Raw genomic sequence first — 20,080 nt, forward strand, 5'->3', positions numbered from 1 at the left:
CGCCTGTCTAATTCCGGGCCTAGTTCTGGTCGTAGAGTTTCATGAGGCGAACCGCCTCGTCGAGGATCTTCTGGCCCGGCATCCCCGCCGCGTCGGCCTTTTTCACCCATTCGTCCCAGAACGGCCGCATCTGGGAAGCCAGCACCGCGGCCTCGTCGGCCCCGAGCGCCAGGATGTTGTCCGGCGGGATGCTCGACATCGCCGCCGCCGCGCCATCGGTCGTGTTGTTGAAGAAGTAGACGGGATGGAGGTCGGTCAGATGGCTCTGCTCCTGCGGTGTCAGCCGGCCGAAGGTGTCCTTGTTCATCACGGTGCTGTAGGACCCTGGATTGAGGTTGAGCAGCGTGTGATAGGTGGTCACCTCGTTGAGCTTGAAATTGTTGACCCACCCCCAGGCGCACAGGACGCCGTCGACCGCGCCGCGCTGCAGCGCGAGATAGGCGTCGGGGCCGACCATGACGCTGGCGCTGGCGCCGAGCAGTTCAAGCACCGCCACGCCGGCTGAATCCTGCGCGGCGAAGACCTTGCCCTTGACGTCGGCGAGCGTGCGGACCGGCTCCCTGGTGTGCAGGTGCGAGCCCATCGCGACGAAGGTCGCGAGATCGACGACGTTGTCCTTGTCGGTAAACAGGTTGCCCATTTCCGGGAACTGGTCGCGCAGCCGCCAATAGACGACGCTAGCCAAGGTCTGGTTCTTCGACAGCCCGGGGAGAGCGAAGAGTTCCATCTGCACGAACTTGCCCGGCAGCACCGGGTGCCACACGAAGCCGATGTCGAGCAGGCCCGAGCCGGTCGACTGCAGCCAGTCCTTGAACGGCGTGACCGAATTCGGCGGGAAGAACGTCACCGCGGCACGGCCGCCGGTGATTGCTTCGATCTGCTTGGCGTAGCGGCGATCCAGGTCGTTCCAAGGCGTGCCGTCCGGGGAGGCAAACTGCATCTTCAATTCGATCTCGGCGGCGGCTGCCGCCGGGCCGATCGCCGCTTGCGCGCCTGCCAGCGTCGCGATGGTCAGGCCACCGAACGCCCGGCGGCTCAGCCCGCGCCGGGACATGCCGTCCGTAGTCGAATTTCCTTTTGTCATGATCTATCCTCCCGCCCCGATGGGTCACCGACCGCCGATCGTTCGTTTTCCGATTGCGCGAACGTGCGGCCGCTGCGTGACGCGTGTCCGGTGCGCTGCCGCCCACGCGATCGGGCGGTACAGCGCTCCTCCATCAGCGACGGTAGTGCCGCCGAACCCTAAGGGAAACTAATTTCTCCTAAAGTGCTCCGTAACGGCTGCTTAAAGCTGACGCATCATGCGCTGCCATTCATCGGCGCAGCGCTGCAACTCCTGGCGGAAATAGTCGTAGAGTTGCTGCGACGGACGCGTCAGCGGCCGTTGTGCCGGATGGATCAGGGCGAGTTCGACATCGAACCTTGAATCCAGGATCGGGCTGACGGTGAGGCGGTCGTTGCCGAGTTCCTTCAGGCAGATCCAGAACGGGAGGATCCCGGACCAGTCGGTCAGGCTCAGGAACTCCAGCCCGGCCGACAGGCTGGCGATGGAAATCGTCCGCTCGACCGCGATGTCGCCGCTGCGGATGGCCGCCTCGATGCGCGGCTTGAGGCTGTTGGTGGCGGATGGCACGAAGAGCTTCAGCGGCGCGACTTCGCCGAGCTTCACGGGCTTCATCTGCACCAGTCCGCGCCGGGACCCGGATATGAGCGCCACGGGGAACTTCCCGATCGGCGTGGCCGCGAGCCCCGTCTGCCGCGCGGCGAACTGGCCGACATAGAAGTCGAGCTCCCCGCCGGAGGTTTCGGCGAGCAGCGTATCGGCCGTTCCGCTGCCGATCTTGAAGTCGACGCGCGGAAATTCGCGCGTGAAGCGGGCGAGGGCCGCGGGCAGCACCGCCCTCGCCAGCCCCGGCACGAAACCCGCCGACACCGAGCCGCTCAGGCCCGCGGCGAAATCCTCCAGTTCCATCTCGGCTTCCGAGACGGATTTGAGGACGGCGAGGCAGCGATGATAGAAGCGCCAGCCCGCCGGGGTGGGATTGACGCCGCGCCGCGTGCGCTCGAGCAGGCTCGCGCCGAGCCGCGCCTCCAGGGCGCTCATCTGCTGGCTGATGCCGGACGCCGTGCAGTTCAGCCGGCCGGCGGCTGCGCTGAGCGAACCGGCCTCGCAGGCGGCGACGAAGTAGCGAATCTGCCTGAGGTCCATCGAGGGCTGATTTCCGGAAGGAGAGCGTTGCTGTTAGCAATCCATAACACGCTCCTAAGGAATTTTAACTACCGGTAAAGCCACTGGCGACCCTATGTTCGTTAGCCGCGCGTCCGGCCGATGCGCGCGAGGTGCCGACTATCCTGAGGAGGCGGCAAAGGGAGGAACGATGACGCCGCAGGAGCGGAAGACCTGGATCGGGATGATGGGAGCGCGCGGTGCCTGGTGGAACCTGCGCCGCGAAGCGATCCTTGAACCGGACTGGGAGTGCGTCGACACCCATTTTCACCTGTGGGAGGAGCAGCTGTTTCCCGACCCGCAGGAGGGCACCCTGTCCCTGCGGACGAGCCGCTACCTACTCGATGAGTTCCTCGAAGATGCGTGCGCCGGCCATAAGGTCACGCAGGCGGTATATGTGGAATGCGGATCGGAATACCGCACCGAAGGCCCGTCCAACCTGCGCGTCGTCGGCGAGACGGAGTTCGCTGCCCGGCTCGCCCGGCAGCAGGCCGGCAAGTCTCCGCAAATCGGCGCGATCGTCGCGCATGCCGACCTGTGCGATCCGGACCTTGAGACCGTTCTCGACGCGCACCGGGAAGCCGGCGGGGACCTCTTTCGCGGCGTGCGCCAGAGCGGCGCGCGGCTGGAGGACCCGGCGGCGCGGCTGATCGCTGGTGCGGCGCCACCCGGCCTTTATGCCGATCCGGCCTTTCAGCGCGGGCTAGCGCTGCTGGGCGACCTGGGCCTAGTCTTCGACAGTTTCCAGTTCCATTTCCAGCTCGACGATCTCGAGGCGCTCGCCCGCTCGGCGCCGGGCACGGTCATCGTGGTGGATCACCTCGGCGCGCCCGTCGACTACACCATGGCTCGAGCGGAGGATCAGCCGGCTTTCCGCCCCTGGGCGAAGAGCGTCGAGGCGCTGGCGCGGCTTCCGAACGTCGTCATGAAGCTCGGCGGGATGGCCTCGATCGTGACCGGCTATGACGGGCACCGGCGCGAGACGCCGCCATCGTCGGAAGAGTTCGTCGAGGAACGCGGCGGCTACTTCCGCCATGCCATCTCCTGCTTCGGGCCGGAGCGCTGCATGTTCGAGAGCAACTTTCCCGTCGACAGCACCTCGATCGGCTACGTGGTGCTGTGGAACGCCTACAAGCGCATCGCCGCCAAACACCCCGCCGATGCGCGTCAGGCCCTGCTAGCAGGCACCGCGCGGCGCGTCTACGGCATGGACGCGGGCGCGGCGGCGGCTTCCCCCGAACGGAGACCATGATGCTGCCACTGGAAGGCTTCCGGGTGCTCGACCTCACCCACGTGCTGGCCGGTCCCTGCGCCACTCACCACCTGCGCTGCCTCGGCGCCGAGGTCATCAAGATCGAACGGCCGGAAGGCGGCGATCCCATGCGCGCGCTGGGCGCCCAGCCGCAGCTGCGCGGGCTGCCGCCGGGCTTTCGGGCGCTCAATGCGGGAAAGAAGTCGGTCGTCATCGATCTGGCAACCGAAGAGGGCCGCGACGCGGCGCTGAGGCTCGCGGCCACGGCCGATATCTTCGTGGAGAATTTCCGCCCCGGCGTCGCGAAGCGGCTCGGCCTCGGGTCCGAGGCGGTGCGCGCGGCAAAGCCCGACATCATCTACTGTTCGATCTCGGGATGGGGCCAGTCCGGGCCGCATGCCGCGCGCGGGGCCTACGACCACGTGATCCAGGCCGCAACCGGCATGATGGCGCTGCAGGGATCTGGTGTGGACGACCCGCCGGTGAAGGTCGGGTTCCCCGTAATCGACATCGCGACCGGCATCAGCGCGGCCGAGGCGATCTTGGCAGCCGTTGTCCGGCGGCTGCGTGGCGACACCGCGCCGATCGTGCTCGACGTCTCCATGATCGATTCCGCGCTGGCACTGATGTCGGGACCGGCAGCCGCGACGTTCGAAAGCGGCGAGGCGCCAGACCGCGTCGGCAACCGGGGCTTCGTGGGAAGCCCCGGCGCGGAGACCTTCGCCACCGCCGACGGCCACATATCGGTCGCGGCCAACACGAAGGGCCAGTTCGCGACGCTCTGCCGCCTGCTCGGGAAGCCGGAACTGGCGCGTCCGCCGCACGTACCGGTGGGACTGTCGGACAGCTCGTTCCTCGCTGGCCTCGCCACGGATGCCTTGCGTGCCGAACTGGTGGCGGCGTTCGCGGCCAGCGACGCCGCCGCACTGGAAAACGAGCTCAACGCTGCCGGCGTACCCGCCGCGAGGGTGCGCGATCTCGGCGAGTTCCTGCGCGACCTCTACCCGCAGACCGAAGGCATCGGAATTGCCGGCGAACCGGTCGCGGTGGGGCCGGCGTTCCGCTGGATGGGCGAGGAGAGACCGTCGCTGCCTCCGGCGCCGCTTCTAGGCGCCGACACGGATGCTCCGATCGCCGCTGGTACGCCCGGCGCGGCGCGCGCCACGTCGATCGGGCGCCACTAGGCGGCGCTTTCCGGTCCGCTCAGTACCAGGCGTCCTCGGATCCCGCCTTCTTGCGGGCGATGTAATCTAGCAGCGCCTCGTCGATTCCCTCGTCGAGCGGCGGGGCCTCGTAGTCGGCCAGCATCTGCTTCCACTTGCGGTTGGCGCGGAAGGCGGCGTCGGTGCTGCCTGCCGCCTCCCATTTCTCGAACGGCTCGTTGTCGGCGACGCCCGAATCCCAGAAGGCCGTCTCGTAGTTCGCCATGGTGTGGGCGCAGCCGAAGAAATGGCTGCCCGGCCCGACCTCCCGGAAGGCGTCGAGCGCCAGCTGGTTGTCGTCGATTGTCACGCCGTCGAGATAGGTGTGCAGCGCGCCGCAGAAATCGGCGTCCATCACAAACTTCTCGTAGGACATGGAGAGCAGGCCGTCGAGGAAGCCGGCCGAATGCAGGATGAAGTTCGCGCCGCAGTGGACGGCCGCGAGCATCGACATGGTGCTCTCGTTCATCGCCTGCGCGTCCGGCAGCTTGGAGGTGGTGAAGGAGCCAGAGCAGCGCAGCGGCAGGCCGAGCCGCCGCGCCAGCTGGCCGATCACCATCGAGCCGATCGCCGGCTCCGGCGTGCCGAATGTCGGCGAACCCGAGCGCAGCGACATCGAGGACAGGAAGTTACCGAAGATGACCGGCGCACCGGGCCGTTCGAGCTGTGTCAGCGCGCAGCCCGCCATGGTCTCGGCGAGAGACTGCGCGATGGCGCCCGCGTTCGTCACCGGACCCATGGCGCCGCCGAGGATGAAGGGCACGACGACCGCCGCCTGGTTCGCCCGTGCATAGGCGCGCAGCGCCGTCGTCATAGTCGCATCCCAGACAAGCGGCGAGTTGACGTTGACGTTGCCAAGGATGACGCAGTTCTCGTCAACGAAGTCCTCGCCGAAGACCAGCCGCGCCATCTCTATCGATTCTTCGGCGCGGCTTTCGGCCGTCACCGAGCCCATGAAGGGCCGGTCGGAGTAGCGGATATGGCTGTAGACCATGTCGAGGTGGCGCTTGTTGACCGGCACGTCGACCGGTTCGCAGATCGTGCCGCCGGAATGGTGCAGACAGGGTGAGGATTGTGCCAGCTTGATGAAGTTGCGGAAGTCCTCGATCGTGCCGTAGCGGCGTCCCCGGTCGAGGTCCATCACGAAGGGAGAGCCGTAGGCCGGCGAGAAGACGACGGATTTCCCGCCGATAACCACCGATCTCTCCGGATTGCGGGCGTGCTGGGTGAATGTCGACGGCGCGGTCTTCAGGACCTCCTTCAGGAGCCCCGGCTCGAACCTGACGAGCTGGCCCTCGACATCGGCGCCGGCCCGCTTCCAGTGGTCGAGCGACACGGGATCGTCGCGGAATTCGATGCCGATCTCGGCGAGGATGCGGTCCGCCGTATGCTCGATCCTTACGAGGTTTTCCTCCGACAGAATGTCGTAGGTCGGGATGTTGCGCAGGATGTAGGGCCGGCCGAGCCCCTGCGATCCGTGGCTTCGCTGTTCGCGCCTCGCCCCGCGGCCCGACCGTTGCCGTTTCGGCGCGACCGTCACAACCTGTTCATCTGCCGGGATCATCTGTCGCTCCTCTGGGCGCCGGTCACATCACGCGACGCTGCTAATCCGAATACCCATGCCGCGCGAAAAAGCGGTCGAGCTCTCTCTGCTCGGGCGCCTGGCCGGTGAATATCTCGACATATTGGGGGATCCGCTTCATCCTGACGGAAATGTCTTCCTTCGTCTGCATCGAGATGTAGCCGATTTGCACCAGATAGATCGTGCGCGCCCGCACGTCGGCGCGCGCCTCGTCCTGGCCGAAGCGGACGAACATCTTCGTCAGGGCGTCGATGCGCAGTTGGTCCGCCTGCTGGATCTCGGCCAGCGTCTCCGGCGACTGCAGCGCCCAGCTCCTGATGGCGAACTCCAGCTTCGAATCGAAGAGGTCGCCGTCCAGCCAGCAGTCGAAGACGTTCAGCATGGCCTCGGCTACCGTCTCGGCATAGGCCTCGGTCCGGCCGACCAGATTTCCGGTGTTCTTCTCGCGCCAGCGCGAGACCAGGGTTGCGAGCAGTTCCTCACGGTCCCTGAAGAACCAGTAGAAGCTGGTCCGCGACAGGTTGAGCTTCTTGGCCAGCGGCATGATCTTGACGGCGTCGACACCGGACTCCAGCAGGGCCTCATAGGCTGCCTCCAGCCAGAGATCCGCGGAACCGCGCCAGCCGCTCTCGTTCAAGACCTGATCCATCGTTCTTTTTACCGAGAAATGGTCATATGTGTCAACTGGGCGACCACTCATGTCGATTTGATTGACACTTATGTACATTCGTCGTTATTCTGAAACGAACGGTGTAAATGGAGCCCGGCGCATGGCGAACGATCCCCTCCTGCAGCCTTTCCAGCTCAAGCACCTGACGTTTCGAAACCGCATTCTCACGACCTCGCACGAGCCGGCCTATCCCGAGGACGGGATGCCGAAGGAGCGCTACCGCGCCTATCATGTGGAACGCGCCAGGGGCGGCATCGCGCTGACCATGACGGCGGGCTCGGCCGCCGTCTCGAAGGACAGCCCGCCGGCGTTCAACAACATCCTCGTCTACAAGGACGAGGTGGTGCCATGGGTGAAGGACCTGACGGATGCCGTGCACGAGCAGGGCGCGGCGGTGATGATCCAGCTCACCCATCTCGGCCGTCGTACCCGCTGGGACAAGGGAGACTGGCTGCCGGTCGTGTCGCCCTCGCACAGGCGCGAACCGGCGCACCGGGCTTTTCCGAAGAAGCTCGAGGACTGGGACATCGAGCGCATCGTCAGGGACTACGCCGACGCCGCCGAACGGATGAAGGCCGGCGGCATGGACGGTATTGAACTGGAAGCCTACGGGCACCTGATGGACCAGTTCTGGTCGCCGCTGACCAACGATCTCGACGGTCCCTATGGCGGGACGCTCGACAACCGGCTACGCTTCGCCTTCGACGTGCTGACCGCGATCCGCGAGCGCGTCGGCCCCGATTTCATCGTCGGCATCCGCCACACCGGAGACGAGATGCTGGACGGCGGGCTGACGAAGGGTGACGGGCTGGAAATCTCCAGGCGCCTGAAGGAGAGCGGCCTGGTCGACTTCCTGAATGTCATCCGAGGCCACATCGAAACCGATGCGGCGCTGACCGACGTCATTCCTATCCAAGGCATGGCCGCGTCCCCGCATCTGGACTTCGCCGGCGAGATTCGGGCCGCCACGGATTTTCCGACCTTTCACGCGGCGCGCATTCCCGACGTCGCGACCGCGCGGCATGCGATCGCCTCGGGCAAGCTCGACATGGTCGGCATGACCCGCGCCCACATGACCGATCCGCACATCGTCCGGAAGCTCATGGAGGGGCGGGAGGAGGAGATCCGCCCCTGCGTCGGCGCCAACTACTGTCTCGACCGCATCTACCAAGGGGGTGCCGCCTACTGCATCCACAACGCTGCGACGGGCCGCGAACTCACCATGCCGCACGTCATCCCCAAGGCGGACAAGCGCCGGAAGGTGATGATCGTCGGGGCCGGACCGGGCGGGCTGGAGGCGGCGCGGGTCGCGGGCGAACGCGGCCACGAGGTCGTCGTCATCGAGGCCGCGAGCGATCCGGGCGGCCAGATCCGGCTGACGTCGCTCAGCCCGCGCCGAAAGGAGATGATCGGCATCATCGACTGGCGCATGGCGCAATGTCAGAGGCTCGGCGTCGTCTTCCGCTTCAACCGCTGGGCCGAGGCGGACGCCGTACGGGCGGAAGAGCCGGACGTCGTGATCGTCGCGACGGGCGGGCTGCCGCACACCGAGGTGCTCGCGCGCGGCAACGATCTCGTCGTCTCCTCATGGGACATCATCTCGGGCGACGCCAGGCCCGGCAGCAACGTGCTGGTGTTCGACGACGCCGGCGATCATGCGGCCCTGCAGGCGGCCGAGGTGCTTGCCGGCAGCAGCGCCAAGGTCGAGGTCATGACGCCCGACCGGACCTTTTCGCCGGAGGTCATGGGCATGAACCTTGTGCCCTACATGCGCTCGCTCCAGAAGCTCGACGTCACCTTCACGGTTACCTACCGGCTGGATGCGGTCGAACGGAGCGGCAACCAGCTGATCGCGACGATCGGCAGCGACTATGGCGGCGTGAGCAGGCAGCAAACCTACGATCAGGTGGTGATCAACCATGGCACCATCCCGCTGGACGAACTCTATTTCGAGCTGAAGCCGTTCTCGACCAACCTCGGCGAGGTCTCGCACGATGATCTGATCGCCGGCGTGCCGCAGTCGGTGGTGCGCAATCCCGATGGCGGCTTCCAGCTCTTCCGTATCGGCGACGCCGTCTCGGCGCGCAACACGCATGCGGCGATTTACGATGCCTTGCGCCTGATGAAGGACTTGTGACCGCGTTGCCGGCGGGTTTTCTTAAGCTTCATCCGCGATGATGGCCGTGCCGGACCGCGGCGGACGTCGGGTCCGGTATCGACATTGCCCGCTCCGCGCCGGGCTATCTGGAATCGGAACTCAGGCCGAAGATGACCACTTCAGCTTTCAAGGCGTACGACATCCGCGGGCGGATACCTTCCGAACTCAACGCGCCGCTCGTGTACCGGATCGCACAGGCCGCGGCCTCGGTGCTCGCGCCGAAGACGGTCATCGTCGGCCATGACATGCGCCAGGACAGCCCAGCCTTTGCGCAGGCGCTCTCGCAGGGGTTTCTCGACAGCGGCGTCACCGTCCTGCCGCTCGGGCTCTGCGGCACGGAGGAAGTCTACTTCAACACCGACCATCAAGGCGCCGATCTCGGCATGATGGTCACGGCCAGCCACAATCCGGAAGACTACAATGGCATCAAGCTGATCCTGAAGCATGCGGAGGCGATCACCCGAGAGAACGGGCTGGCCGAGCTCGAAGCGGCCGTCTACGGAGGCGCGGAGTTTTCGCCCGTCGCGAGCTTCGCCGAGCGCGGGCGGCTGCGGCCCCGACTGGAGAAGGGTCCTTACATCGACCGGCTGCTGAGCCAGGTGCGCGGCGTCCGGCTGAAGCCGATGAAGGTGGTTTGCCATGCCGGCAACGGTTGCGCGGGGACGATTATCGACTTGCTCGAGGGCGCGCTTCCCGTGGAGTGGATCAAGATCGACCACGATCCCGATGCCGCCTTGCCGAACGGCATCCCCAATCCCTTGCTGCCGGAAAAAAGGGCGAAGGCGCGCGCGGCGGTGATCGAGAACGGTGCCGATCTCGGAATCGCCTGGGACGGCGATTTCGACCGCTGTTTCTTCTACGACCACCGGGGGAATTTCGTCGAAGGGTACTATCTGGTCGGGCTGATCGCCCAAACCATGCTGAGGTCTGAGCCCGGCGGAACTATCCTCTATGATCCGCGGCTTACATGGAACACGGAGGATCTCGTCACGGCCGCCGGCGGCAGGCCGGTCATGTGCAAGACCGGCCATGCCTATTTCAAACAGGCGATGCGACGCGAGAACGCCGTCTATGGCGGCGAGATGAGCGCCCACCACTATTTCCGCGAGTTCAGCTGCTGCGACACCGGCATGCTGCCCTGGCTGATGATCCTGGTGGAACTCTCGCAGACGGGACGCAGCCTCGCCGATCTGGTGGAGGAGAGGATCGCGGCTTTCCCGTGCTCGGGCGAGATCAATTTTCGCGTGGCGGATACCGCCGCGTCGATCTCCAGGGTCGCCGGCGCCTTCGCGGCGGACCTGCCTGAGATCACCCAGCTCGACGGGCTGAGCATGGCCTTCGAGGAGTGGCGCTTCAACCTGCGTGGCTCGAACACCGAGCCACTGCTGCGGCTGAACGTGGAGTCGCGCGGGAACCCGGATCTGGTTTCGGCCATGACCGGACGGATCGGATCGCTCATCGCCGAATGACGCGCAGACTTCGGTTGCGAGACCGCTTCCGCCGGCTTCCTGCTCCCTAGACGACCGCCGGAAAATCGTGCCAGACTGGTCCGACCAGATAACGATATTCCGCCAGGGAGGACCTTCAGATGACCATCCATCAATCTGGACTGGCACGGGACGTACCGTTCGATACGGCCAAGCTGGACCGGCTGATGGAGGAGGCCGGCATCGACGTGCTGCTCGCGACCTCCAAGCACAACACGCAGTACCTGCTCGGCGGCTACAGGTTCATCTTCTTCTCCGCGATGGATGCCATCGGCCACAGCCGGTATCTGCCGGTCGTGGCCTACGAGAAGGGGCGGCCGGAGCATTCGATCTTCATCGGCAACCGCATGGAAGGGGGCGAGCACGAGAACCACCCGTTCTGGACCCCGTCGGTGCAGGCCGCGACCTGGACGTCGCACGAGGCGGCCCGGCTCGCGGTGGAGCACGTCCGCAAACTTGGGCTGCACAATGCGCGGATCGGCTTCGAGCCGGCCTTCTTGCCGGTCGATGCCTACCGGATCATCGTCGACGGCCTGCCGGATGCGACGATGGTCGGCGCGACGGGCATGATGGAACGCATGCGCGCGGTGAAGACGCTGGGCGAACTGAAGAAGCTCAGGCACGCCTCCGAGATGATCACGGACTCCATGCAGGCGACCGTCGCCGCGGCGCGCGAGGGATCGACCAAGACCGAGATCATCGAGCGGCTGCGGCAGGAGGAGACCAAGCGCGGGCTGCAGTTCGAGTACTGCCTGCTGACGCTCGGCTCCAGCCACAACCGCGCCGCGTCGGACCAGGCATGGAAGCCGGGAGAGGTTCTGTCGATCGATTCGGGCGGCAACCACCAGGGCTACATCGGCGACCTCTGCCGCATGGGCATCCTGGGAGAACCGGATGCCGAACTGGAGGACCTGCTGGGCCACGTGGACGCCGTGCAGCAGGCGGCGTTTGCGAAGGTGAAGGCCGGCGCGCGGGGTGGCGACCTGATCGAAGCCGGGCAGAGCGCGCTGAAATCATCACCCGTGGCGGGCTACACCGACTTCTTCGCGCACGGCATGGGCCTGATCACCCACGAAGCGCCCTTCCTGATGACCAACCACCCGGTGACCTACGACGGGGTGGATGCGGAGCGGCCGCTGGAGGCGGGGATGGTGATCTCGGTGGAAACCACCATGCTTCACCCGAAACGCGGCTTCATCAAGCTGGAGGACACGCTGGCGATCACCGAAACCGGCTACGAGATGTACGGCGATCGGGGGCGGGGCTGGAACCGGGGCGGGACGGCTTGACCGCTTCGCTCAGCCTTCGGCCTTCACGAGCCTGAAATCCGGCAGTTCGCGCAGGGCGAGTTCCGGTCCGGCCGGCGAATAGACCACGAAGAGCTGCATCGGCTCCGAACCGGTGTTGAGGGTCGAGTGGAAGCGGCTTTCGGGCACGTAGATGGTGCAGCCAGGCCCGACTTCCTGGGTGATCGGATTGCCGTTTTCGTCCTCGACCATCTGTTCGCCGCGCCCGGAGATCACGAAGATGATCTCCTCCGCGCCGGGATGGTTGTGGCGCGTGTGGCCCTGGCCGCTCGGCAGGTCGACGACGCCGCCGGAGAAGCGCTGAGCGCCGTTCACTTCCGGCGCGACCGTGAGCGCCAGACGGCCCCAGTCGAAGGCGAAGGTGTCGACGTTCTTCGGATAGACGAACATTCCTATATTGCCGCTCATCGGCTTTTCCTCCTGTTTCGGTGTCAGACCCTGCGCAGCGCCAGGTTCTTGAATTCGGCGGTCTGCTCCCGGATCGCCTTTTCGGCGGGCAGGCGTTCCATGGAGCTCGCGCCGTAGAAACCGTGGCAGATCCGGCAGTTCGCAAGGATGCGCCGGGCATCGGCCGGCATGCTGATCGGCCCGCCATGGCACAGCACGATGACGTCGTCGCGCTGCACAACAGCCGCCTCGGCGATGGCGTCGATCTCGGCCACGCACTGGTCGAGCGTCTTGGCCGAGGTCGCGCCGATCGATCCGCCGGTCGTGACGCCCATGTGCGCGACGATGATGTCGGCGCCGGCGCGCGTCATGGCCACCGCCTCTTGCGGGTTGAAGACGTAGGGGGTGGTGAGCAGGTCGAGTTCGTGCGCGGCGGCGATCATGTCGACTTCGAGCGAGTAGCCCATGCCGGTCTCCTCGAAGCTTTGGCGCATGGTGCCGTCGAAGAGGCCGATCGTGGGAAAATTCTGCACGCCCGAAAAGCCCATGTCCTTCAACTCCGCCAGGAAGCGCGGCATCAGGACGAAGGGATCGGTGCCGTTGACGCCGGCCAGCACCGGCGTGTTCTTGACCACCGGCAGCACCTCGACCGCCATCTCCTTCACGATCTCGTTGGCGTTTCCGTAGGCGAGCAGGCCGGCCGCCGATCCGCGTCCGGCCATGCGGTAGCGGCCGGAATTGTAGATGATGATCAGGTCGATGCCGCCAGCTTCCTCCGACTTGGCCGAGAGGCCGGTGCCGGCGCCGCCGCCCACGATGGGGCGGCCCTCGGCGATCATGCCGCGGAACTTTTCGAGGATCGTCTTGCGTGGAATGCCGGCCATGGGCTCCTCAGCGTCGTGCGATTTCAAGGAAAGCGTCGGCCGCGGCACGGGCGAAGGCCGGATCGTTGATGTGGAGCGGCAACCGGATCGAATGCCGCTCGGGGGTCTGATCGAGGGTCGACTCGATCGCCTCGAAGAGCGCCGCGTCGGCCTCCGGATCGAAGAAGGCGGCGCCCTCGATGTCGAGCGCCGAGACCCCCTTCTCGGGGATCAGGAACCGCACCGGCCCGGCGCAGGCATTGAGCTTGCGCGCGATCCAGCTGCCGATGGCGCGGCATTCGTCTGCAGTGGTGCGCATCAGGGTCACGTTCGGGTTGTGCCGGTAGAGGTTCCGGTCCCGGAACTTTTCCGGCACCGTGTCGACCGCCCAGAAGTTCACCATGTCGAGCGCGCCGACGGAGCCGACATAAGGCAGCTTCGTGCGGGCGACCGCGCCGAAGCGGTCCTCGGTCGCCGGAAGCACGCCGCCGAAAAGCAGGTCGCAGACCTCGGTGGTGGTGATGTCCAGGATGCCGGACAGCAAGCCGCTGTCGGCGAGCTTTTCCATGGTCCGGCCGCCGGTGCCGGTGGCATGGAAGACCATGCAGTCGTAGCGGTCCCGCAGAATGTCGGAGAGCGCCATCACGCTTGTCGTGGTGACGCCGAACATCGTCAGCCCGACGGAAGGCTTGCCGCCCGTCACCGTTGCCGGACGCAGCGCCATTCCGGCGATCGCCTGCGCGGCGTTGTTGAGGATGACGCGGCTCAGCCCGTTGAGGCCGGCGAGATCCGTGACCGACGGCATCATGACGATGTCGGAAATGTCGACGTACGGCGCCGTGTCGCCCGATGCGAGCGTCGAGACCATGAGCTTGGGGATGCCGTAGGGCAGTTCGCGCATGCCGGCCGTGATGATGAAGGTGCCGCCACCGCCGCCGATGCCGATGATGCCGCCGATGTCGTCGCGCGAGCGGATGAAGGACGCAAAGGCCTTGCCCATGGCGGCGACGGCCTGCCCGCGATCGTCCAGTCCGAGCACAGCGCCGGCGCCGTCCGGGTGGAAAGCGGCGATCTGTTCGGGCGAGATGTCGGTGCGGGTCTTCGCTTCGCGCGTTCCGACGTCGACGCGCGTTACGGCGGGGCCCGCGGCCTCGATTAGGCCGGCGAGATACTCAAGCTCTTCCCCCTTCGTATCGGCGGTACCGACGACGTAGACGCGTTTCATCGTTCCTCCCGGCGTGCCTCCCGTCCCGGCCCGCAGTCTCCGTCGCAACGGCGCCCCGACCGGGCATTGCGTTTCTGTGAGACGAGAGTATCATATTGACATGGATGTCTCACGTCAATCGATCGACCAGGAAGGCGATCCGGAGCGCGGACCCCGCGCGCGGACCCGCCGGCTGATGCTGGAGACGGCCACGCGGCTCATGCAATCGGGCGTGACGCCGTCGGTCAGCGAAGTCGCCGAGGCGGCCGAGGTGTCACGGGCGACCGCCTATCGCTATTTCCCGAGCCAGTCCGCCCTGGTCCACGCCGTGGTGGACGAGGCGCTGGGGCCGATCCTCGATTGGGAGAGCTCCGCGACCGACGTGGGCGAGCGCGTCGAAGACCTTTTCCGCTCCTCGCTGCCGCGCATCGAAGACTTCGAGGCCACTTTCAAGGCCGCATTGAAGTTGTCGCTCGAACAATGGGCGAAGCGCCAGGCGGGTTTGCTGGGCGACGAGCCGCAATTCACCCGCGGCCACCGGATCGACCTCCTGGAGGATGCGCTGCGCCCCCTGCGTGGGACGATTCCCGAGGATGAATATCGCAGGCTGGCGCAGGCGCTCTCCCTCATCTTCGGGGTCGAGGCGCTGGTGGTTCTCAAGGACATCTGGGGGCTCGACGCCGAGCGCACGCAGGCAGTGGCGCTGTGGGCAGCGGGCGCGCTGGTGCGCTCCGTCATAAAGGATCGGGCAGACCTGGCAACCGGGTCGGACGATGCGGAATCTGGTTAGACCAGTTGCAGAAGCGGATGCCCGCACAGCCGGACGTCCGAAAAGGGAATGCTTTTTTAGCCGAGTACGGTAAATCGGTTGAATGTAACGAAAGGAAGGAGTTGAGCGGCTTAAGTGAAGGAGCCCTCCTCGGGATAAGGGTCTTGACGGTCCCGTAGGTTTGGTAATACCAGATGAGTATCTGTCTGCCGGGAAGCATGGCTCTCGGGTGAGCGGATGGAGGGGTGGAGGAGAGCCCCTTTCGACGCAGATGCTTCAAGGAACTACCCGTGCCGGCGCCTGGCGCAGGCACTTCGCGACGGTAGGTGCATAGATGGGAGGAAAACATTATGCGCATTAGAGTCGCCGGCTTGGTAGCCGGTTTAGCAGCTTCGCTTGCCTATTCGACGTCCGCATTCGCACAGGAACTCACGATCTTCTGGGCTGAATGGGATCCGGCGAACTACCTTCAGGAACTCGTCAACGAATATGAGGCCGAGACCGGCGTGAAGGTCACGGTCGAGACGACGCCGTGGCAGGACTTCCAGACGAAGGCCTTCACCGAATTCAACGCCCAGGGTTCGGCTTACGACATGGTCGTCGGCGATTCGCAGTGGCTGGGCGCCGCCTCCGAGGCAGGACACTATGTCGACCTGACGGAGTTCTTCAACAAGCACAATCTCGGCGAGGTAATGGCCCCGGCGACGGTGAAGTACTACGCGGAATATCCGTCCGGCTCCGGCAAGTTCTGGGCGATTCCCGCCGAGGGCGACGCCGTCGGCTGGTCGTACCGAAAGGACTGGTTCGAGGATCCCAAGGAGATGGAGGCGTTCAAGGCCAAGTACGGCTACGATCTGGCTCCGCCGAAGACCTGGGCCGAGATGCGCGACATCGCGGAGTTTTTCCACCGTCCGGATCAGAACCGCTACGGCATCGCCATCTATACCGACAACTCCTATGACGGACTCGTCATGGGCGTCGAGAACGCCATCTTCTCCTACGGCGGCGAGCTCGGCGACTACGCCACCTACGAGGTCGACGGCATCATCAACTCGGAAGAGAACGTCAAGGCGCTCGAGATGTACCGCGAGCTCTACGGCTTCACGCCTCCGGGCTGGGCCAAGACCTTCTTCGTCGAGAACAACCAGGCCATCACCGAGAACCTGGCGGCGATGAGCATGAACTACTTCGCCTTCTTCCCCGCGCTGGTGAATGAGGCGTCCAATCCGAACGCCAAGAGCACCGGCTTCTTCGCCAATCCGGCGGGTCCCGGCGGAGCGCAGTTCGCTGCGCTCGGCGGGCAGGGCATCTCGGTCATCTCGTATTCGGAGAACCAGGAAGAGGCGATGAAATTCCTGGAATGGTTCATCAAGGACGAGACCCAGAAGCGCTGGGCCGAACTCGGCGGCTACACCGCCAGCGCCAAGGTGCTGGAATCGCCCGAGTTCCAGAACGCCACGCCCTACAACAAGGCCTTCTACGAGACCATGTTCAAGGTGAAGGACTTCTGGGCGACGCCGGAATATGCCGAGCTGCTGATCCAGATGAACCAGCGGATCTATCCGTATGTCACGGCGGGCGAGGGTAGCGCCAAGGAAGCTCTGGACGCGCTCGCCGCGGACTGGAAGGCGACCTTCGAGAAGTACGACCGCTACAAGCAGTAGACATGTGAGACCAGGGGGCGGTCTCGCGCCGCCCCCCGATTTCCTAGCGGGCTGGTTCCGCGTTCGAACTCTGGAGAGGAGCAGGGTTTGGCCACCTTGGCGATGACAACGCTGGATCCGCAATCGCGCGCCGCACGCCGCGGCTGGAGCGATCTGACGATCCGCAATGCCTTCATCATTCCGACGATCGTGTTCCTGATCGTGTTCAACATCTTTCCGCTGCTCTATTCGCTCGGCTATTCCTTCACGGATTTCCGCGCGTCCACCAATGCGCCGGCGAACTTCGTTGGGCTTGCGAACTATCGCGCGCTGCTGAATGACCCGTTCATCTGGTCGAACTTCGCCATCACAGCGAAATACGTCATCGTCTCGGTGACGGGCCAGGTGGTCGTCGGTTTCGGCGTGGCGATGCTGCTCAACCGAACAATACCCTTCAAGGGACTGATCACGACGTTGCTACTGCTGCCGATGATGCTGTCGATGGCGGTGGTCGGGCTGTTCTGGAAACTGCTCTACGATCCCTCCTTTGGCATCATCAACTATGCGCTGGGGCTCGGCCGTTTCGAATGGCTGTCCGATCCCGACATGGCGCTCTATGCGGTCGCGATCACCGACATCTGGATGTGGTCTCCCTTCGTGATGCTCCTGTCGCTCGCCGGCCTCTCGGCGGTGCCGAAGCACCTCTACGAGGCGGCGGCGATCGACCGCGCCGGGACCTTCTACACGTTCTTCCGCATCACGCTGCCGCTGGTGGCGCCGATCCTGATGATCGCGATCATCTTCCGAACGATGGAGGCGTTCAAGACCTTCGACCTCGCTTTCATCCTGACCAGCCAGCCGTCCGCCGAGCTGATCTCGATCCGCCTCTACAAGATGGCCTTCCAGGAATGGCAGACCGGCATGTCCAGCGCGCTCGCCTACATCATGCTCATCATGGTGGTCGGCATCACCAACATCTACGTGAAGTACCTGAACAAGGTGAAGGAGCGCTAAGGTGGCTGCCGTCAAGACAACCTCCGAGGTCACGCTCAACCGGCTGGCGGTCGTGGCCGTCCTGATCATCACGATCATCTTCCTGGCGCCGATCTACTGGATCACCGCGACGGCCTTCAAGCCGCGCAACCTCGCCACCACGATCCCGCCGACGGTCGTCTTCGAGCCCGAGATCTCTCCCTTCGTGAAGCTCTTCCTGCGCCGCTCGCAACTGCGCGAGCAGCCGACGGCGGAGGAATACGCGGAAGCGCCGTGGTGGGAGCGCCTCGTCTTCGACGGTGGCGAGAAGATCGTGCGCGACGGGAAGGGCAACGTGCAGCTCTCCGGTTATCCGAGCCGCTTCATGAACTCGCTGATCGTCGCAATCAGTTCGACCGTGCTCGCCGTCGGCATGGGCACGCTGACGGCCTACGGATTCTCGCGCTTCAAGGTGGCCGGGGAACAGGATTGGCTGTTCTTCATCCTGTCGACACGAATGCTTCCGCCCGTGGTGGTGGCGATCCCGATGTTCCTGATGTATCGCTGGTTCGGGTTGAACGACACCCATCTCGGGCTGATCATCCTCTACACCGCCTTCAACCTGTCCTTCTCCGTCTGGCTGATGAAGGGATTCATCGACGAAATACCGAAGGAATACGAGGAAGCGGCGCTCGTCGACGGCTACACGCGCATGGAAGCCTTCTTCAAGATCGTGCTTCCGGAGGCCGCGACCGGGATTGCCGCCACGGCAGTGTTCTGCTTCCTCATCGCCTGGAACGAATACGCCTTCGCGCTGATCATGACGCGCCGCGACGCGCAGACCGCGCCGCCCTTCATCCCCAGCCAGGTCGGGTCGGGGCTTCCCGACTGGACGGTGATCGCGGCCGGAACCTTCCTGTTCCTGATTCCGGTGGCCATCTTCACCTTCCTCCTGCGCAACCATCTGCTGAGGGGCATGAGCTTCGGAGCGATCCGCAAATGAGCTTTCGCGAAATCAACCGCCGCTATTTCGAGCCCGGCTCGATGTGGCTGATGATCTTCGGTATCGTGGCACTGTGCCAGCCGTGGAACTTCTTCCTGCACCGCTACGGGGTGACGATCATTCTCATTGGCCTGGTCTGCTTCCTCGTCACCTCGCATATCGGACCCGGTTCCATCGGGACCGAGGAAGATGTCGAAGACGACGTATTCGACGTCTCCGACCATCACGACGGCAAGGTCAGGGCGCGCACATGACGCATATCGAGCTTCGCGGCGTGCAGAAATGGTTCGGCAGCGTCCAGGTCATCAAGGACATGAACCTGGAGATCGCCGGCAACGAATTCATCGTCATGCTGGGCCAGTCCGGCTGCGGCAAGACGACGACGCTGCGCGCCGTCGCAGGACTGGAGACGATCGATGAGGGCGACATCCTGATCGACGGCAAGCCGGTCCAGCATCTCAAGGCCTCGGACCGCGACATCGCCATGGTGTTCCAGTCCTTCTCGCTCTACCCGCACATGACCGTCTACGAGAACGTCGCGTTCCCGCTGCGGGCGACGGGAATGAGCAGGGCCGACATCGACACCTCCGTGCGCGAGGTCGCCCGCGTCCTGCGCATCACCGATCTCCTCGACCGCAAGCCTTCGGCCCTCTCGGGCGGCGACATGCAGCGCGTCGCGATCGGCCGCGCGCTGGTGCGAAAGCCCAAGGCGATGCTGATGGACGAGCCGATCGGCGCGCTCGATGCAAAGTTGCGCGAGCAGATGCGCGCCGAGATCAAGCGCCTTCACATGAAGCAGGGCTCGACGACAATCTACGTCACGCACGACCAGGTCGAAGCCATGAGCCTGGCGGACCGTATCGTCATCATGCACGAGGGAGTCCTCCAGCAGGTCGGCACGCCGGACGAGGTCTACGCCCGTCCGCAGAACCTCTTCGTCGCCCAGTTCGTCGGCAGCCCGGTCATGAATGTGTCGGAAGCGACCGTGAAAGAAGAGGGAGGAGCGGTTCGGGTCCACTACGATCCGGGCGATTCCGGCTTCGAGTTTCCCCGCGAATTGCTGGGCAAGCTGAACGGCCATGGCGCCGGCGGCCTGTCGCTCGGCATCCGTCCGGAAGGGGTGCTCGTCTCGCGCGAGCCGCAGGCAGGCTACGTCCCCGTCGAAGCGCACATCATCGAGCCGCTCGGTTCGCATGACATCGTCGACCTGAAGGTCGGCGAAGGCATGCTGCGCGCCCGCACGCCGGCGGGCTTCGTGCCACGGCCCGGCGAGGTCGTGCACGCCCGCATCGACCCCGCGCAGGCGCATTTCTTCGACACCGGCAGCGGCAAGTCGCTGGGAATCAGGCTCTGA

General features: G+C 65.1%; 18 protein-coding genes. 11 read left to right on the forward strand and 7 right to left on the reverse strand.

Annotated elements, in window-relative coordinates:
• Nucleotides 1-19: 19 nt before the first annotated feature.
• On the reverse strand, nucleotides 20-1,084 hold the full coding sequence (locus tag ABGN05_RS09765) for a TRAP transporter substrate-binding protein (protein ID WP_367953815.1): 1,065 nt from the start codon (nucleotides 1,082-1,084) through the stop codon (nucleotides 20-22).
• 201 nt (nucleotides 1,085-1,285) lie between these two features.
• Nucleotides 1,286-2,209, reverse strand: a complete 924-nt coding sequence (locus ABGN05_RS09770; RefSeq protein WP_367953816.1) for a LysR family transcriptional regulator — start codon at nucleotides 2,207-2,209, stop codon at nucleotides 1,286-1,288.
• A gap of 169 nt (nucleotides 2,210-2,378) precedes the next feature.
• On the opposite strand from ABGN05_RS09770, the gene ABGN05_RS09775 reads away from it, so the two are divergent.
• Entirely contained in the window at nucleotides 2,379-3,479 is a 1,101-nt protein-coding gene (locus ABGN05_RS09775) for an amidohydrolase family protein (protein WP_367953817.1), read from the forward strand.
• Nucleotides 3,476-4,663 carry a CaiB/BaiF CoA transferase family protein gene (locus ABGN05_RS09780; RefSeq protein ID WP_367953818.1) on the forward strand — a complete coding sequence of 396 codons (1,188 nt, stop codon included), beginning with the start codon at nucleotides 3,476-3,478 and terminating at the stop codon, nucleotides 4,661-4,663. Before ABGN05_RS09775 ends, ABGN05_RS09780 begins: the two co-directional genes overlap by 4 nt.
• Before the next feature lie 19 nt (nucleotides 4,664-4,682).
• On the opposite strand, the gene ABGN05_RS09785 is transcribed toward ABGN05_RS09780, so the two are convergent.
• Both ABGN05_RS09785 and ABGN05_RS09790 read right to left on the reverse strand, forming a co-directional pair.
• The gene (locus tag ABGN05_RS09785; protein WP_367953819.1) at nucleotides 4,683-6,245 is read right to left on the reverse strand and encodes a trimethylamine methyltransferase family protein; all 1,563 of its coding nucleotides are present in this window, start codon (nucleotides 6,243-6,245) and stop codon (nucleotides 4,683-4,685) included.
• 40 nt (nucleotides 6,246-6,285) lie between these two features.
• A complete protein-coding gene (locus ABGN05_RS09790) occupies nucleotides 6,286-6,912 on the reverse strand; it encodes a TetR/AcrR family transcriptional regulator (RefSeq protein ID WP_367953820.1) in 627 nt (208 codons plus the stop codon).
• A 121-nt stretch (nucleotides 6,913-7,033) separates the two neighbouring features.
• Between ABGN05_RS09790 and ABGN05_RS09795 the strand changes: the two genes are divergently transcribed.
• The 3 genes from ABGN05_RS09795 to ABGN05_RS09805 all read left to right on the forward strand — a co-directional run bounded on the left by ABGN05_RS09795 (nucleotide 7,034) and on the right by ABGN05_RS09805 (nucleotide 11,867).
• A complete protein-coding gene (locus tag ABGN05_RS09795; protein ID WP_367953821.1) occupies nucleotides 7,034-9,070 on the forward strand; it encodes an oxidoreductase in 2,037 nt (678 codons plus the stop codon).
• A 131-nt stretch (nucleotides 9,071-9,201) separates the two neighbouring features.
• Entirely contained in the window at nucleotides 9,202-10,560 is a 1,359-nt protein-coding gene (locus ABGN05_RS09800) for a phosphohexomutase domain-containing protein (RefSeq protein WP_367953822.1), read from the forward strand.
• 119 nt (nucleotides 10,561-10,679) lie between these two features.
• Nucleotides 10,680-11,867, forward strand: coding sequence for a M24 family metallopeptidase (locus ABGN05_RS09805; protein WP_367953823.1), 1,188 nt, complete (start codon nucleotides 10,680-10,682; stop codon nucleotides 11,865-11,867).
• Between the two features lie 9 nt (nucleotides 11,868-11,876).
• Here the strand turns inward: ABGN05_RS09805 and ABGN05_RS09810 are convergent, their stop codons facing one another.
• Genes ABGN05_RS09810 through ABGN05_RS09820 form a run of 3 tightly spaced genes read right to left on the reverse strand, consistent with a single transcriptional unit; the run spans nucleotide 11,877 to nucleotide 14,360 of the window.
• Nucleotides 11,877-12,293: a cupin domain-containing protein gene (locus ABGN05_RS09810; protein WP_367953824.1), complete on the reverse strand. Its 417-nt coding sequence runs from the start codon at nucleotides 12,291-12,293 to the stop codon at nucleotides 11,877-11,879.
• Nucleotides 12,294-12,316: 23 nt separating this feature from the next.
• Nucleotides 12,317-13,156, reverse strand: coding sequence for a phosphoenolpyruvate hydrolase family protein (locus ABGN05_RS09815; protein WP_367953825.1), 840 nt, complete (start codon nucleotides 13,154-13,156; stop codon nucleotides 12,317-12,319).
• 7 nt (nucleotides 13,157-13,163) lie between these two features.
• Nucleotides 13,164-14,360, reverse strand: coding sequence for a Tm-1-like ATP-binding domain-containing protein (locus ABGN05_RS09820; RefSeq protein WP_367953826.1), 1,197 nt, complete (start codon nucleotides 14,358-14,360; stop codon nucleotides 13,164-13,166).
• Nucleotides 14,361-14,460: 100 nt separating this feature from the next.
• Between ABGN05_RS09820 and ABGN05_RS09825 the strand changes: the two genes are divergently transcribed.
• From ABGN05_RS09825 to ABGN05_RS09850, 6 genes are all read left to right on the forward strand, one after another.
• Nucleotides 14,461-15,129: a TetR/AcrR family transcriptional regulator gene (locus tag ABGN05_RS09825; protein WP_367953827.1), complete on the forward strand. Its 669-nt coding sequence runs from the start codon at nucleotides 14,461-14,463 to the stop codon at nucleotides 15,127-15,129.
• A gap of 329 nt (nucleotides 15,130-15,458) precedes the next feature.
• Nucleotides 15,459-16,772: an ABC transporter substrate-binding protein gene (locus ABGN05_RS09830; protein WP_367953828.1), complete on the forward strand. Its 1,314-nt coding sequence runs from the start codon at nucleotides 15,459-15,461 to the stop codon at nucleotides 16,770-16,772.
• Nucleotides 16,773-16,859: 87 nt separating this feature from the next.
• The gene (locus ABGN05_RS09835) at nucleotides 16,860-17,765 is read left to right on the forward strand and encodes a carbohydrate ABC transporter permease (protein WP_367953829.1); all 906 of its coding nucleotides are present in this window, start codon (nucleotides 16,860-16,862) and stop codon (nucleotides 17,763-17,765) included.
• A 1-nt stretch (nucleotide 17,766) separates the two neighbouring features.
• A complete protein-coding gene (locus tag ABGN05_RS09840) occupies nucleotides 17,767-18,726 on the forward strand; it encodes a carbohydrate ABC transporter permease (protein ID WP_367953830.1) in 960 nt (319 codons plus the stop codon).
• Complete coding sequence (locus ABGN05_RS09845; protein ID WP_367953831.1) at nucleotides 18,723-18,980, forward strand: hypothetical protein; 258 nt, start codon at nucleotides 18,723-18,725, stop codon at nucleotides 18,978-18,980. The genes ABGN05_RS09840 and ABGN05_RS09845 overlap by 4 nt, the downstream gene beginning before the upstream one ends.
• On the forward strand, nucleotides 18,977-20,080 hold the full coding sequence (locus ABGN05_RS09850; RefSeq protein WP_367953832.1) for an ABC transporter ATP-binding protein: 1,104 nt from the start codon (nucleotides 18,977-18,979) through the stop codon (nucleotides 20,078-20,080). Before ABGN05_RS09845 ends, ABGN05_RS09850 begins: the two co-directional genes overlap by 4 nt.

It is taken from the genome of Aquibium pacificum (genome assembly GCF_040839445.1).
Classification (GTDB): Bacteria; Pseudomonadota; Alphaproteobacteria; order Rhizobiales; family Rhizobiaceae; genus Aquibium; species Aquibium pacificus.